Raw genomic sequence first — 14,418 nt, 5'->3', positions numbered from 1 at the left:
GCAATGGCTCTGGACTTACAACAACGACCGCCCGAACATGGGCATCGGCGGCCTCACACCCGCCCAGAAACTGAAAATGGCCGCGTGAATTCTACCGATGCACCCCGCTAAGAATGGGGGGATTACCGCGCCGCGGCCCCCCTGAAAGCAGGGCATATCGCTGGGCGTTTGTGTGCTTGCATGCACGCTGGAGGACCGACGCCGACGCGCCGCCCTTTGCAGCCGTCTCGGCGCATGCGGTGGCATTGCCCCCATTCCCCCTTAGAGGCATTTCGAAACATCCGACTGGACTTCGCCCGCGCGGCAAGCGTCAGTCGTGGCCGTCGCCCGCCCGATCGCGCTCTCGAAGGGCATGACCCCGGCCGGCGCCGGAGAGCCGTAGAAGGGGATGTGAATGGCCGTTCAAGGAGCATTGAAGAGGGATCGCGAGCCGCGCCCGCCGGTCCGGACCCGGACGGCGCTGACGCTGGACGAGGTTCTCGTGATGGAGCGGGCGGAGCTGCTGCGGCTCTGGCGCCGGGTCTTCGGCAGCGACCCGCCGCGCAACGCCGGGGCCCGGTTCCTCGCCCGCGCGCTTGGACATGCGCTGCAGGTTCGGGAGCAGGGCGACGTGCCCTCCCGGGTGCTGAGGGGGCTCCGGACGGTGGCGGAGGGGAAGGTGCCGCCGGCGGGGTCGGGGGCGGCGCTCCGGCCCGGCGTCTGCCTGATGCGGGAGTGGAACGGGCGCACCTACCGGGTGGAGGTGGTGGCGGAAGGCTTCCGGATGGACGGGCGGCACTACCGCTCGCTCTCGGCGATCGCGCGGCAGATCACCGGCGCGCGCTGGCCGGGGCCGCGCTTCTTCGGGATCGGCTGATGGGACAGGTGCGCTGCGCCATCTATACCCGCAAGAGCTCCGAGGAGGGGCTCGAGCAGCAGTTCAACTCGCTCCATGCCCAGCGGGAAGCCTATGCGGCCTATGTCGCCAGCCAGAAGGCCGAGGGCTGGGTGCTCTTGCCCGAGGCATACGACGATGGCGGGATCTCCGGCGGCACTCTGGAGCGGCCGGCGATGCAGCGGCTTCTGACGGACGTCGACGAAGGCCGCGTCGACCAGATCGTCGTCTACAAGATCGACCGGCTCACCCGCTCGCTCGCCGACTTCGCCAAGATCGTCGCGCGGCTCGATGCCGCCGGGGCTTCCTTCGTCTCGGTGACGCAGAGCTTCAACACCGCGACCAGCATGGGACGGCTGACGCTGAACATGCTTCTGTCGTTTGCCCAGTTCGAGCGCGAGATCACCGCCGAGCGGATCCGCGACAAGATCGCGGCCTCGAAGCGCAAGGGGCTCTGGATGGGCGGCAACGTGCCGCTGGGCTACCGCGCCCAGGGCCGCACGCTCGCGATCGATGAGGCCGAGGCCGGGGTCATCCGGCAGATCTATGCGCTCTACCGCGCGGAGGGTTCGATCCTCACGGTGCGGGAACGGATGGCGGACCTGGGGCTGCGCACGCGGGTCAGGACGGCGCCGGACGGCAGGGTGAGCGGCGGCGGTCCCTTCGGACGCGCGCATCTGCATCACATCCTGACGAACCCGGTCTATGCCGGGCGCATCCGCCACCGGACCGTGGTCCACGACGGCCAGCATCCGGCGATCATCTCGCCGGAGGAGTGGGACGCGGTGCAACGGATGCTGGCGGAGGGCGCGGCGCGACCGCGCGGCAGGGCGCCGGCCGCCTTTGCCTCGCCGCTTGCGGGGCGGATCTTCGACGAGACCGGCGACCGGCTGACGCCGAGCCACAGCCGCAAGAACGGCCGACGCTTGCGCTACTACATCTCGAGCCGGCTGGTGAATGACAGGAGCGGCAATCACCCCGATGCCTGGCGACTGCCGGCGCCGGAACTGGAGCAGGGTGTGATCGGCCGCCTGCGGGCCTGGCTCACCGCGCCGGGGCAGGCGAGCCGCTTCGTCCGGGACCCGCGTGCCGACGAGATGCAGACAGTCGCCACCCGGATCGACGCGCTTGTCGCAGACCTCGACGGCCGCCATGCCGCGGTCCTCCTCCGGGCACTGGTGGCGGCCGTGCGGATCGCGCCGGGACGAATGGAGATCACGGTGGCCGCCGAGGCTCTTGCAGGGCGATTGCAGGTCGCACCGGATCGCCTTGATGCCGATCACCTCGTCCTCGCGGCCCCGTTCCGCATCCGCCGGCGCGGGGTGGAGACCAGGGTCCTGCTCGGCGACCGCCCGGCGGAACCCGACCGCGTGCTGATCCGCAACCTCATGAAGGCGCGCGACTGGTTCGCGGCGCTGACCCGTGGCGAGAGCTACACGGAGATCGCCGCGCGCGAGGGCGTCGCGACGCAGCGCATCCAGCAACTCCTGCCCCTGGCCTTCCTCGCGCCCGAGATCGTGCAGAGGATCGCCGAGGGCCGGCAGCCGGTGGGGCTGACCACAGAGTGGCTGATCACCACCGACCTGCCGGTCCGCTGGCATGATCAGCGCGTGCTCGTCGCCCGGCTCTGATCCCGGCCACCCCAATCGCCAACCCCCGAATGCGCGAACCGAGACGGGCGGCAAATGGCGCCGGTTTGGCGCGCGGCACCCGCGTCTCCGGCTTCGCGAAGAACCTCGCAAGTCCCCGCAGATGCGCGACAATCGTCCCGAGGGGGCAAGAGTCTCCGATCGGGCGGGAAGGCTGGCTGGGGCGCTAGGATTCGAACCTAGGTATGGCGGTACCAAAAACCGCTGCCTTACCACTTGGCGACGCCCCAACTGGCGGGGTTCATAGCGAAGCCCTGCTTGCGCCGCAAGACCAAATCACCGGTCTGGTGCCGTTGTTCCCGGCGGGCAGAGCGCCTAGGAGGGGGCATGGAAACCACCGACGTCCTTATTCTCGGGGCCGGCGCGGCCGGCATGATGTGTGCGATCGAAGCCGGGCGACGGGGCCGGCGGGTCGTCGTGCTCGACCATGCCGCTCGGCCGGGCGAGAAGATCCGGATCTCGGGCGGCGGGCGGTGCAACTTCACCAACCGCGAGGCACCGGCCGAGCGTTTCCTGTCGCAGAACCCGCGTTTCGCGGTCTCGGCGCTCCGCCGCTTCACGCCGGCGGACTTCGTCGCGCGGGTGGACCGGGCGGGCATCGCCTGGCACGAGAAGACGCTGGGCCAGCTTTTCTGCGACGGCAGTGCCAGAGAGATCGTGGCCATGCTCACCCGGCAGATGGCCGAGGCGGGCGCGGACATTAGGCTTGGACGGCAGGTGGGCGCGATCCGTCGCGACGGGCGGTTCATCGTTGCGACGGACGCGGGCGAGATCGCGGCGGAAAGCCTCGTCCTTGCCACCGGAGGCAAGTCGATCCCGAAGATGGGGGCGACGGGGCTCGCGTACCGGATCGCGGCGCAGTTCGGTCTTGGCGTAACCGAAACGCGGCCGGCGCTCGTGCCGCTGACCTTCGCGGCACAGGATCTTGCGGACATCGCGCCGCTGGCCGGGATTTCGGTCGCGGCGGGCGTGAGCCTCGGCCAGGCGCGCTTCGAGGAGGGATTGCTCTTCACCCACCGGGGGCTTTCGGGGCCGTCGATCCTCCAGATCAGTTCGTACTGGCGCGAAGGGGACAGGATCACCGTGGACCTCGCCCGGGGTGCCTCGCTCGGCGTGGCGCTGAGGGCGGCTCGGGCAACGGGCGGTCGGCTCGACCTTGCGACCGCGCTCGGCCGGCACATGCCGGAGAAGGTGGCGCGGATGGTGCTGGGGCGGCTTGGCCTTGCCGGACGGCTCGCCGACCAGCCGAACGCCGCGATCGACCGGATCGAGGCGGCGGTACACCGCTGGCAGGTGACGCCGGTGGGGTCGGAAGGCTACCGGACTGCTGAGGTGACACTCGGCGGCGTCGATACTGCCGGGCTGGAGTCGCGCACGATGGCGGCGAAGGCGGTGCCGGGGCTCTTCGTGGTCGGAGAGGCCGTGGACGTCACCGGCTGGCTTGGAGGCTACAATTTCCAGTGGGCATGGTCTTCGGGCTGGGCGGCGGGGCAGGTGGCCTGACGTTCAGACGCGCACGGGATCGGCCTTGGCGATTCGGTCGAGCGCCATCAGCGTTTCGAGAAGCCGTGGCATCTCTGCCAGCGGGACCATGTTCGGCCCGTCCGAGGGTGCGCGGTCGGGGTCCTCGTGCGTCTCGATGAAGACGCCGGCGATTCCGAGGCTGACGGCGGCGCGGGCCATTGCCGGCGCGAATTCGCGCTGGCCGCCCGAGGATCCGCCCTGGCCACCGGGCTGCTGCACCGAATGGGTCGCATCCATGATCACGGGGTAGCCGGTCTTCGCCATGATCGGCAGCGACCGCATGTCTGCCACCAGCGTGTTGTAGCCGAAGGAGACACCGCGTTCGGTGAGGAAAATGCGCTCGTTCCCGGTGCTCGCCACCTTGGCGGCCACGTTCGCCATGTCCCAGGGGGCGAGGAACTGGCCCTTCTTGACATTGACCGCGCAGCCCGTCTCTCCGGCCGCAAGCAGGAGGTCGGTCTGGCGGCACAGGAAGGCCGGGATCTGAATCACGTCAACCACGGTCGCGGCTACGCGCGCTTGCTCGGCGTCGTGGATGTCGGTCAGGACCGGCAATCCGAGCGCGGTCCGCACGCCTTCCAGAACCTTCAGCCCGGCTTCCATCCCGATGCCGCGCCGGCCCGACAGCGAGGTGCGGTTCGCCTTGTCGTAGCTCGCCTTGAATACGTATTGCGCGCCGACGGCCGCGCAGGACTCGGCCATACGGCCGGCGATCATCTGGGCATGGTCGGCGCTCTCGATCTGGCAGGGGCCGGCGATGACGGTCAGCGCCCGGTCATTGCCGATGGTGAGCTCGCGGAGGCTCACATCCTTCATGTTGGTCATTCCGGCCTCCTCAGGCGGTCGCCTGTTCCCGCAGGACGGAAGCGGTCAGCGACAGCATGAGGTAAATGCCACCGAAGATCAGGAAGGCCAAGAGCGTGTTTTCGAAGGCGCGTGGGTAGGTTGGCTCGTCGGGGGCCACCGGGCTCGCCGATGTTTCCAGGTAACGCACCTGCCGGTTGGCCTCGATGCGCGCGGTTTCCAGCTGCTGGAGCGCCTGGCTGAGCATGAGCTGCCGGTTCTCAAGCTCCGCCTCGGCGATACGCAGCTGGCCGGAGATCTGCGCGAGCGAGGCGGTCTCGCCGCTGCCTTGTGTAAGCTGCGAGCGGAGGTTGCGGATCAGGTCCTCGAGCCGGGCGATGTCGCCCTTGGCGCCGTCAACCCGGGCCTGGTTGGGGTTGGCGTTGTCGAGAAGCTGCTGCAGTTCCAGTCGCTTTTTCTGCAGCTCCACCTCGAAAGTCGCCACCTGGCCCATCACCGTGTTCGATTCCGACAGGGGATCGAGCACACCGAGCTTTTGCTGAAGGTCGAGAACCTTCGCCTGTGCCGCCGTCACCTTGGCCTCGGCATCGGCGAAGCTGTCGCGGGCGCCCTGCATCTGATCCTCGCGCAGTCGTTGCGAGAGCTGGTCCACCCGCTCCTCTGCATAGCCGATCAGCGCCTCTGCGAACTTCTGGCTGACATGGGGATCGGCGGCAATGACTTCCATCCGGATCAGCCCCTCGGTCGGATCGTAGCCGATCTTCACGTTGCGCTGGTAAAGCCGGTAGGCGTCCTCGTTCGAAGCGTCGGGGTCGAGCCGCTGGACGGGGTCGATGAACGCTTGCGCGAAATGCGCCTTGAAGCCCAGATCGCGGTCGAGTCTCAGCATCGCGTCGCGCGACTGCAGGTAGCCCTGCACCGCGATCGAATCCTGCGAGGTCGCGAACTGTGTCCCGCGGAACATGGAGCCGAGCCCGCCGACCTGCGCGTCGGCCTGCTGGATGACGAACTCCGATTTCGTGGCGAAAAGCGGCGTCGCGACGCGGAAATAGTACCATCCGGCGAGGATCGTCGGCAGGAACACGAAGATCGCGAGCCGCGCGAGAAGCATCAGGAAATTGCGACGGCGTCGGCCGATGATTTCGCGCTGGATCGCGATGATCTCGCGCGCGCGGCCGGCCTCGTCCAGCGGCGGGGCGGGCAGCTTCGGCGACACGACCGTTTGCGGCAGTTGCGGCCGGGTGGCCTCTGACCGGCGTTCGATGAGCTGCAGGACGGCTGCGGGCTGGAACGGATCGACGCCCTTGCGGCGCAGGAGCCGGACGGCGTCAAGGTCCGAAGCCGCCTCGATCCCGTGCTTCATCGCGACGCGGCGCGCGGTGCGGAGCTGGCGCCCGGTAAGTCCCTCGGCGCGGATCGCCTCGATCTCCTCCTCCACCGTCCGGGCGGCGGGGCCGAGCACATCCGTCTCCGCCGTGGGGAAGGGCTCGTCGCCGAAGCCGTCCTCGGCCACGGGCGCGGGGTTTGCCGGCTTCGGCGCGGCGACTCCGGCGCGGATGCGGAACTTCGCGGCTTTAGGAGGCGTAGTCATACATCCGTTTCGCTTCTTCGAGGGTGTCGAACATGTGCAGCCGGCCGTTGCGCAGCACGGCTGCCGAGCGGCAGAACTTCTCCAGCGTGGCGGCCTGGTGCGAGACGACGATGACTGTAGCCGTCTTCAGCCTCTCGCGCAGGATGGAACCGGCCTTGCGGTTGAATTCCACATCCGTGGTGGAGGGCATCCCCTCGTCGATGAGGTAGATGTCGAACTCCATCGCCAAGAGCAGCGAGAAGGTGAAGCGTGCCTTCATGCCGGCCGAAAAGGTGCCGACGGGCATGTCGAAGTATTCCTCGATCCCGCAGAGCCAGCGGCTGAACGCCTCCACATAGTCGGGGTCGAGGCCGTAGAGTCTCGCGATGAACCGGGCGTTTTCGCGCGCTGAATGTTTCTGGACGACCCCGCCCATGAATCCGAGCGGGAAGGACACCCGGCAGGTCTTGCGGATTGCGCCCTCATCGGGCTTTTCGAGCCCCGCCATCATGTTGATGATGGTGGTCTTGCCGGTGCCGTTCGGGGCGAGGATGCCGAGCGAACGGCCGAGTTCGACACGGAACGAGGCGCGGTCAAGGATCACCTTGCGCGTCTTGCCCGTCCAGAAGGACTTGCTGACATTTTCGAACTCGAGCATCCGATGGCCCCGGGCCGCCCTGCCTCGCGGACCGTCTTACATCCGCTTCATTAACAACCGTTACACCGGTCTTCAGGCGGCATTATGGCGCAAGGTTCGGCGGCGCGGAAGCCCCGACGCCTTTGGGCTACGAAAACTCGACCTTCTGTACGCGGAAGACCTTGCCGGCGACGATGGAGATGATCGCCGCGCCGAAGGAGAAGAGGGCACCCATCTTCGCCGCATCCTGCACCGGGCCAGTCGGGAACGCGACGGAGGCGACGAAGAGCGCGACGGTGAAGCCGATCGCGGCGACACAGCCCACGACGACGAGGTCGGTGTTTCGCATCCCCTCGGGCAGTCCCAGCCGCAGCACGTTCGCGGCGAACCAGCCGAAAAGGAAGATGCCGACGGGCTTCCCGATGATCAGTCCGAGAAGCACCAGCCAGGTCGGCGCGCCGATGGCGCTGAACTCGACGCCGGCGTTCATGAGTCCGAAGAAGAATAGGACGAACTCCACGGGGTATTTCAGATGGTGTTCGACCCAGTTCAGGAGGTCCGTCAGATACTGCTCCGCCTCGGCGAAGATTCCGAAGGCGCGGTCCGCATGCGGGATCGTCGGCACGATCGGGAGCAGGCCGAGCGCCGGATGGATGCCTGCTTCCTGGAAGCCGAACCAGCTCAGGCAACCGGCGATCAGGTAGGGCCAGAAAGACAGGTACTTGCGCACCCAGGTGGAATTCGGGCGCAACTGGTTGCCTCGGTCGAGCCGGCGCGGCAGCCAGTTGAAGAGGACGAACACCGCCACCGCAGCGCCGAGCGAGAGGAGGAGCCAGGCGGGGGCGAGTTCTCCGGTCGGGTAGAAGATGGCCAGGATGATGAGCCCGCCCGCGTCATCGGCGATGGCGAGGAGCAGCAGGAAGCGGACAGCCGGGTGGCCCGCGCCGAAGACCATGCGGCCAACGAGGTAGGAAAAGGCGATGTCGGTCGCCGTCGGGATCGCCCAGCCGCGGCTCACGGTCTCGAACACACCGAGCACGGCGGCGAGCGAAAGATAGACCGCGACCGGTCCGAGCATTCCGCCCGCCGTGGCAATCAGGGGGGTCACCGCCTTCGAGCCGCGCAGGGAACCGTTCTCGAGGATCACCGCCTCCCAGACCTCCTTCGCGGCGATGGCGAAGAAGAAGGCCATGAGCACGTCGTTGACGAGGAAGTGGAGAGTCAGTGTCCGGGTGACGCCGCCGCCCTCCTCATGCAACTCGCCGATGAAGAAGGTGTCGAAGAGCACATAGTGGACGAAGTGATGATAGCTGTCCGGGTTCGTGTTGGCCCAGATCAGGGCCAGAAGTGCGCCGCCGATCAGGAGGAGCGAGTAGGTGGTGATGTAGTTCCAGACCCGATACATTCCGTCCCCCCTGGCCTGTCTTCCGGTCTGGATACTGGAAAGGTCGAATCGGGGCAACCCGCCGCACCGCGGCATCGTGCCGTTGCGTGAGCCGGGTGCGGGGCGTAAGTCACCGTCATGATCGTAGCCGCGCCACAGCTTGACCACGAAATCGCTGCCTGCCGCCTCTGCGCCGCCGAATTTGCGGCAACCGCCACGGCGCACGCGCCGCGCCCCGTCGTCTGGTTCCGCCCCGGCGCCGGCGTGCTGATCGCCGGGCAGGCGCCGGGCGCTCGGGTGCATGGGATCGGACGCCCCTTTGCGGACCCTTCGGGTGACCGGCTGCGCGCCTGGCTTGGCTTGTCCGAGACGGAGTTCTACGACCGCGACCGGGTGGCGGTGGTGCCGATGGCCTTTTGCTTTCCGGGCTACGACGCGAAGGGTTCCGACCTGCCGCCGCCCCGGCGCTGTGCGGCGACCTGGCATGCGCGGGTGATGGCGAGCCTGCCGGATGTCCGCGTGACGTTTCTCGTCGGTGGCTATTCGCAGGCCTGGCATCTCGGGCCCGCGGCGGTGAAGGGCGGCGTCACGGCAACGGTGGCCCGCTGGCGCGACCACGCGCCGCGCGTCTTCCCCTTGCCTCATCCGTCCTGGCGCAATACCGCGTGGCTCAGGCGCAATCCGTGGTTCGAGGCCGATCTTCTGCCGGTGGCGCGGAAGCGGCTGCGCGAGGTGCTCGATGGAAACTGATCTCGACCGGCTGCACGCCGCCATGAACGCGGCGTCGGAAGACGATGCGGCGCGGCTCGCCTTCTACGGCCGTCTTGCGGACGCGGAACTCTTCCTCCTTCTGACTGAGGAACCCTTGGGCGATACGATCGAGCCGGCGCTCTTCGATCTGGAGGAGGGACGCGTCGCGCTCGCCTTCGATACCGAGGCGCGCCTTGCCGCCTTCGCCGAGGGTCCTGCGCCCTATGCCGCGCTGCCGGGACGGGTCGTGGCGCAGTTGCTTTCTGCGCAGAGGCTCGGCCTCGGCTTCAACGTCGCCGTGGCCCCCTCGGCAATCCTTCTGTCGGCCGATGCGCTCGGCTGGCTCGCGGGAGCGCTGGGGCAGGCGCCCGTGGAAGCGGTCGCGCGGCCGGTGGCATATGGCCCGCCTGCCGGCGTGCCGCCGGCGCTCCTCGCCGCGCTCGACGACAAGCTGGCCAGACTCGCGGGGCTTGCCGCGCGGGCGCATCTCGTCGCGGTCACCTGGGAGGGGGGCGGGCAGGGCCATCTCCTGGTCATCGAGGATGCCCGGCGGGGGGCGGAGCCGGCGCTGGCCAAGGCGGTGTCCGAGGCGCTGGTGTTCTCGGGGATCGAGGCGGGCGCGCTCGACGTCACCTTCCTCGGCTCCGGCGATCCGGCGCTTGGCCCCATCGCGCGTCGGGCGCTCACTTTCGTCCTTCCGGCAGCGGCGGTCGAGACGGCCCAGGTGCTCGGCCCCGCGGCCCCCGGAACCGATCCGGCCAGGCCGCCGAGGCTCCGGTGACGCGGGCTCAGTACCCGCGCTCGCGGTCGACGAGATAGAGGAACGGCTCCCCGGCCTCGCCGCGCCGGACATTCTCGGCGATGACGGCCGAGGCAGTCAGCGGCCGCGTGCTTGCCGCGATGTGCGGCGTGACGGTGACCTTCGGATGCGCCCAGAAAGGGTGCTCCTTCGGCAGGGGCTCGTTGCGGAAAACGTCGAGCGTGGCATGACCGACCCGGCCCGTGTCCAGCGCGGCGAGCAGGGCGGTGTCGTCGATGAGCGGACCCCGGCCGGGATTGATGAGGACCGCGCCCCTGGGCAGCCGGGCGAGCCGGGCGGCGTTCATCAGGTTCTCGGTTTCGGCGGTGAGCGGCATCAGCAGGATCACGATTTCTGCGCGGGAAAGCACCGTGTCGAGCCCCGCCTCGCCCGAATGGCACTCGATGCCTGCGATCGACTTCGGGCTGCGGCTCCAGCCCAGCACGGCGAAGTTGAGCCGAGCCAGAGCCTCGCCGGCTTCCTGGCCGAGGGCGCCGAGGCCGAGGACCGCGACCGTCCGTTCACGGGCGATCGGCGGCTTGATGTCGTTCCGCCAGATGCCATCCTGGTGGAGGATGTGCAGGTCCATGCCGAGATGGTGGCGGAGCGTGTGGCCCACGACCCATTCGACCATGCTTTCCGTCATCGCCGGGTCGACCATGCGGGCGAGCGGCTGGGTCAGCGTCCGGTTGCCGACCATCCGTTCCACGCCTGCCCATAGGTTCAGGACCGCCTTGCAGTTCACAAAGGGCGCGAAGTCCTCGATGTCGCCGCCGGGAGCGAAGACGATATAGTCCACAACCGCCGGATCGGGCGCGGCCAGGAGAATCTCGGCCTTCACGCCCGCGTCGGTCAACGCCTGCGGCAGGTGGTCGTGATACTCCCTCCAGGCGGCTGAGCCGGCGGCGAAATAGACGGTGACGGGCATCGGGCTACCTCGGGCGGTGGATGTGGGCGCTCTGCACGAGCCCGAAGGCGGCGAGCAGGATGATCATGGCCGTTCCCCCGTAGGAGACAAGGGGCAACGGCACGCCGACGACGGGCATGAGCCCCGTCACCATGCCCATGTTGACGGTGAAGAACAGGAAGAATGTCCCGGCGACACCGAAGGTCAGAAGAGCAGAAAACCGGTCCCGGTTGGCCAGCGCCGATGAAATGCAGAAGACGATGATGAGGATGTAGAGCACGAGAAGCGAGAAGGCGCCGACGAAGCCGAATTCCTCGGCGAGCGTGGTGAAGATGAAATCGGTGTGCTTTTCCGGCAGGAAGTTCAGCCGCGACTGGGTTCCCTGCATGTATCCCTTGCCCGCCCAACCGCCGGAGCCGAGCGCGATCTGCGCCTGGGTGATGTTGTAGCCGGCGCCGAGCGGGTCGGACCCCGGATCGAGGAAGGTGTCGATCCGGCGGAACTGGTAGTCCTCGATCAGTTGCCAGTCGGTTCCCCGGCTCTCGAACACCGCAAAGACGAGGGCCCCGACCAGTGCGATGACCGTGCCGAAGTACCAAAGGCTCACGCCCGCCACGAACATGACGATGCCGCCCCCCGCGAGAAGGAGGATCGCGGTGCCGAGGTCGGGTTGCTTCAGCACGAGGAGGGTGGGCGCGAGGATCACGACCACCGGGATGAGCACCCAGAGCGGCCGCGAGGTCCGCTTCACGTCGAGCCAGTCGTAATAGGCCGCAAGGAACATCACGAGCGCGATCTTCATGATTTCCGACGGCTGGAGGCGCAGTGGCCCGAGATCGAGCCAGCGCTGCGCGCCCTTGCCGATGTCGCCAAAGAACTCGACTGCAACGAGAAGGACGAGCGCCCCGAAATAGGCCAGCCCCGAAATGTTGCGCCAGAACCAGATTGGCACGAAGCCGATGGCGAGCATCACCACCGTGCCGACGGCGAAACGCTTCATCTGTGGCTCTGCCCAGATGTCCGACCGGCCGCCCGCGACGGAATAGAGCATGAGAAATCCGACCGAGGCCGTCGCGGCCAGAAGAAGGACAAGCGCCCAGTTGACGTAGAGCACCTTTCTCAGCCCGGAGGGAACCGTCTTGACGTTGTACTCGAGGTAGCTCATGCGCGCGACCTCGTCGCATCGGTCGTGCCGGGCTCGAGTATCTTGAGCTTCTCGCGTTCGGATTCGATGCGCGTCCGCTGGCTTTCGGGATAGGCGGTCAGCGCGGGCATGCCGCCGTTCATCGCGTAGAGCACGATGTCGCGCGCGATCGGCGCGGCAGCGAGCGAACCGCCGCCGCCATGTTCGACGACCAGCGCGACGGCATAGCGCGGCGTATCGAAGGGCGCGAAGCAGACGAAGAGCGCGTGGTCGCGCCGGTTCCAGGGCAGGTCCTCGTTCGACACGACGCCGCGCGCGCGCTCGGCCGCAGTAATGTTCCTGACCTGGCTCGTGCCCGTCTTGCCGGCCATGCGCATGGTGTCATCGACGATGCGCGAACCGTAGGCGGTGCCGCGGCGCGAGTTGGTGACGTCGAACATGCCCTTCCGGACGTGCGCCAGCCACGCCGGGTCGATGCCGAGATCGGCGGCGGGCTCCACCGCCAGTTCCTGCCCGTCTATGGCCCGCAGCAGCCGCGGCATGATGGCCTTGCCCGTGGCGATACGCGCGGTCATCACCGCGAGCTGAAGCGGCGAGGCAAGCACGAAGCCCTGGCCGATCCCGGAGTTGAGAGTGTCGCCGATGAGCCAGCCGGTGCCGTACTTGCGCGCCTTCCACTCCTTGTCGGGCGCGAGGCCTTCCGAGATGGCCGACATCGGCAGATCGAAGCGGACACCGATGCCGAGCCGGCGCGCCATGGCCGCCAGCTTGTCGATACCGGTGCGTTGCGCGACCTCGTAGTAGTAGACATCGCAGGACTGTTCGAGGCTCTGCGTCATGCCGACGTGCCCGTGCCCGGCCCGCTTCCAGCAATGGAACCGGCGGTTTCCGAGTTCGGTGAAACCGCGGCAGTAGACGGTCTCCTCCGGTGAGATCACCCCCGCCTCCAGCGCGGCGAGCGCAGTGACCAGCTTGAACGTGGACCCCGGCGGATAGGCACCCTGGACGGACTTGTCGGCGAGCGGTCTGTGGTCGTTTTCCGTAAGCGCCCGGTACTCGGCAGAGGAGATGCCGCGGACGAAAAGGTTCGGGTCGAAGCTTGGCGCCGAGTTGATGGCCAGGATCCCGCCCGTGGCCACATCGATCACCACGGCGGCAGCGCTCTCCTCGCCCAGGCGTGCCTGCACATAGTTCTGCAGGCGGTGATCGATGGTCAGCCGCACGTTGGCGCCGGGATCGCCGTCGCGCCGGTCGATCTCGCGCATGACCCGGCCGGTGGAGTTCACCTCGATCCGCCGCGTGCCGGCCTTGCCGCGCAGCGCCTCCTCCAGCTTCGCCTCCACCCCCAGCTTGCCGATCTGGAAGCGCGGGATCTGCAGCAGAGGGTCGGGGTCCTCCATCTTCGAAAGGTCGTAGTCGCTGACCGGGCCGACATAGCCCAGCACGTGCGCGAAGTCGGGGCCAAGCGGATAGACGCGGGAGAGGCCCACCTCGGTCGTGACCCCGGGAAGGACTGGTGCGTTTACCGCCACGCGGCTGAAATCCTCCCAGCTGAGTCGGTCCGCCACCGTGATCGGCAGCGTCGGCGCGCGTCGGGCGATTTCCCTTCGCGTTCGTTCGAGATCGTCGGGCGCGAGCGGCACGAGCCGGGCCAGCCGCTCGAGCACCGCGTCGGTATCGCCCGCGTCCTCTGGCGTGATGGTGATCCGGTAGTTCTGCTCGTTTCCGGCAATCACTGACCCGGACCGGTCCTGAATGAGGCCACGCGCAGGCGGGATCAGGCGGATCTTGATCGAGTTCTCTTCGGCCAGCAGGCGGAACTGATCCGTCCGGTCGAGCTGGAGATACCGCATGCGGAACGCGAGCGTGGTCGCGAACACGCCTTGCAGTCCCGCCAGCAGCAGGCCGCGCCGGCTGATCGTCCGGAAGCTTTCCTGGGTGTCGCGGGGCGAGCGTCTCATATCCGGTGTCCGAAGGCATCGACCTGACCTGGCGCCGCCTTGCGCAAGCCGAAGACGAAATGCGTGACGAGCACGACGCCAGGATAGGCGAGGATGGTGACCACGGTGCGGAGCGCCGTCAACCCGGCCGGCGCCTGCGGCACCAGGAAGGTAGCGAGTACAAGGCCATTGATCACGGTGATGGCGATGACCAGGGCCCCGGCGACCAGCCATTCAAGCGCGAAGGGCAGGTCGCGGAAACTTGCCTCGCGGGACCGCAGGAACTCCGTACCCAGAAGGACGACGAGCGGCCAGAGGCCCGGCGGGCGCATGGCGAGAATGTCCTCCATCAGCAGGACGGCGGCAACCAGCGTGGCGGGCGCATAGTCAGGCCGGCGCAGCACCCAGGCGATGGTGCCGCAGAGGATGAGGTCGG

Annotated in this window: 13 protein-coding genes and 1 tRNA gene; 5 read left to right on the top strand and 9 right to left on the bottom strand. The window is 68.0% G+C overall.

From position 1 onward, the window contains the following. Positions 1-394: 394 nt before the first annotated feature. A complete protein-coding gene (locus ACMUOO_RS13695; protein WP_301917238.1) occupies positions 395-856 on the top strand; it encodes a DUF2924 domain-containing protein in 462 nt (153 codons plus the stop codon). After that, the gene (locus ACMUOO_RS13690) at positions 856-2,505 is read left to right on the top strand and encodes a recombinase family protein (protein ID WP_413855533.1); all 1,650 of its coding nucleotides are present in this window, start codon (positions 856-858) and stop codon (positions 2,503-2,505) included. Before ACMUOO_RS13695 ends, ACMUOO_RS13690 begins: the two co-directional genes overlap by 1 nt. A gap of 173 nt (positions 2,506-2,678) precedes the next feature. Here the strand turns inward: ACMUOO_RS13690 and ACMUOO_RS13685 are convergent. After that, positions 2,679-2,753, bottom strand: a tRNA-Gln gene (locus ACMUOO_RS13685). 97 nt (positions 2,754-2,850) lie between these two features. Between ACMUOO_RS13685 and ACMUOO_RS13680 the strand changes: the two genes are divergently transcribed. Further along, complete coding sequence (locus ACMUOO_RS13680; protein WP_301917236.1) at positions 2,851-4,026, top strand: NAD(P)/FAD-dependent oxidoreductase; 1,176 nt, start codon at positions 2,851-2,853, stop codon at positions 4,024-4,026. Between the two features lie 3 nt (positions 4,027-4,029). Here the strand turns inward: ACMUOO_RS13680 and kdsA are convergent, their stop codons facing one another. From kdsA to ACMUOO_RS13660, 4 genes are all read right to left on the bottom strand, one after another. Beyond that, positions 4,030-4,863 carry a 3-deoxy-8-phosphooctulonate synthase gene (kdsA, locus tag ACMUOO_RS13675; RefSeq protein ID WP_301917239.1) on the bottom strand — a complete coding sequence of 278 codons (834 nt, stop codon included), beginning with the start codon at positions 4,861-4,863 and terminating at the stop codon, positions 4,030-4,032. A gap of 19 nt (positions 4,864-4,882) precedes the next feature. Next, on the bottom strand, positions 4,883-6,442 hold the full coding sequence (locus ACMUOO_RS13670) for a capsule biosynthesis protein (protein ID WP_301917235.1): 1,560 nt from the start codon (positions 6,440-6,442) through the stop codon (positions 4,883-4,885). Next, complete coding sequence (locus tag ACMUOO_RS13665; RefSeq protein ID WP_301917234.1) at positions 6,426-7,079, bottom strand: ABC transporter ATP-binding protein; 654 nt, start codon at positions 7,077-7,079, stop codon at positions 6,426-6,428. Before ACMUOO_RS13665 ends, ACMUOO_RS13670 begins: the two co-directional genes overlap by 17 nt. Before the next feature lie 127 nt (positions 7,080-7,206). Then, complete coding sequence (locus ACMUOO_RS13660; protein WP_301917233.1) at positions 7,207-8,463, bottom strand: Na+/H+ antiporter NhaA; 1,257 nt, start codon at positions 8,461-8,463, stop codon at positions 7,207-7,209. A gap of 117 nt (positions 8,464-8,580) precedes the next feature. Here ACMUOO_RS13660 and ACMUOO_RS13655 point away from each other — a divergent pair, with 117 nt between their 5' ends. Further along, positions 8,581-9,192 (top strand): uracil-DNA glycosylase family protein, encoded by a 612-nt coding sequence (locus tag ACMUOO_RS13655; RefSeq protein ID WP_301917232.1) that lies wholly within the window; start codon positions 8,581-8,583, stop codon positions 9,190-9,192. Next, positions 9,182-9,973: an SseB family protein gene (locus ACMUOO_RS13650; RefSeq protein ID WP_301917231.1), complete on the top strand. Its 792-nt coding sequence runs from the start codon at positions 9,182-9,184 to the stop codon at positions 9,971-9,973. The genes ACMUOO_RS13655 and ACMUOO_RS13650 overlap by 11 nt, the downstream gene beginning before the upstream one ends. A 7-nt stretch (positions 9,974-9,980) precedes the next feature. On the opposite strand, the gene ACMUOO_RS13645 is transcribed toward ACMUOO_RS13650, so the two are convergent. The 4 genes from ACMUOO_RS13645 to ACMUOO_RS13630 all read right to left on the bottom strand — a co-directional run. Beyond that, the gene (locus tag ACMUOO_RS13645) at positions 9,981-10,919 is read right to left on the bottom strand and encodes a 2-hydroxyacid dehydrogenase (protein ID WP_301917230.1); all 939 of its coding nucleotides are present in this window, start codon (positions 10,917-10,919) and stop codon (positions 9,981-9,983) included. 4 nt (positions 10,920-10,923) lie between these two features. Further along, positions 10,924-12,063: a rod shape-determining protein RodA gene (gene rodA, locus ACMUOO_RS13640; RefSeq protein ID WP_301917229.1), complete on the bottom strand. Its 1,140-nt coding sequence runs from the start codon at positions 12,061-12,063 to the stop codon at positions 10,924-10,926. Then, the gene (gene mrdA / locus ACMUOO_RS13635) at positions 12,060-14,003 is read right to left on the bottom strand and encodes a penicillin-binding protein 2 (RefSeq protein ID WP_301917228.1); all 1,944 of its coding nucleotides are present in this window, start codon (positions 14,001-14,003) and stop codon (positions 12,060-12,062) included. The genes rodA and mrdA overlap by 4 nt, the downstream gene beginning before the upstream one ends. Next, the coding region (locus ACMUOO_RS13630; RefSeq protein ID WP_413855528.1) for a rod shape-determining protein MreD at positions 14,000-14,418 on the bottom strand (419 nt) is incomplete at its 5' end. The genes mrdA and ACMUOO_RS13630, both read right to left, overlap by 4 nt.

Source organism: Albidovulum sp. (genome assembly GCF_041919395.1).
GTDB lineage: Bacteria > Pseudomonadota > Alphaproteobacteria > Rhodobacterales > Rhodobacteraceae > Albidovulum.
This window is presented reverse-complemented; position numbering and strand designations above follow the sequence as displayed.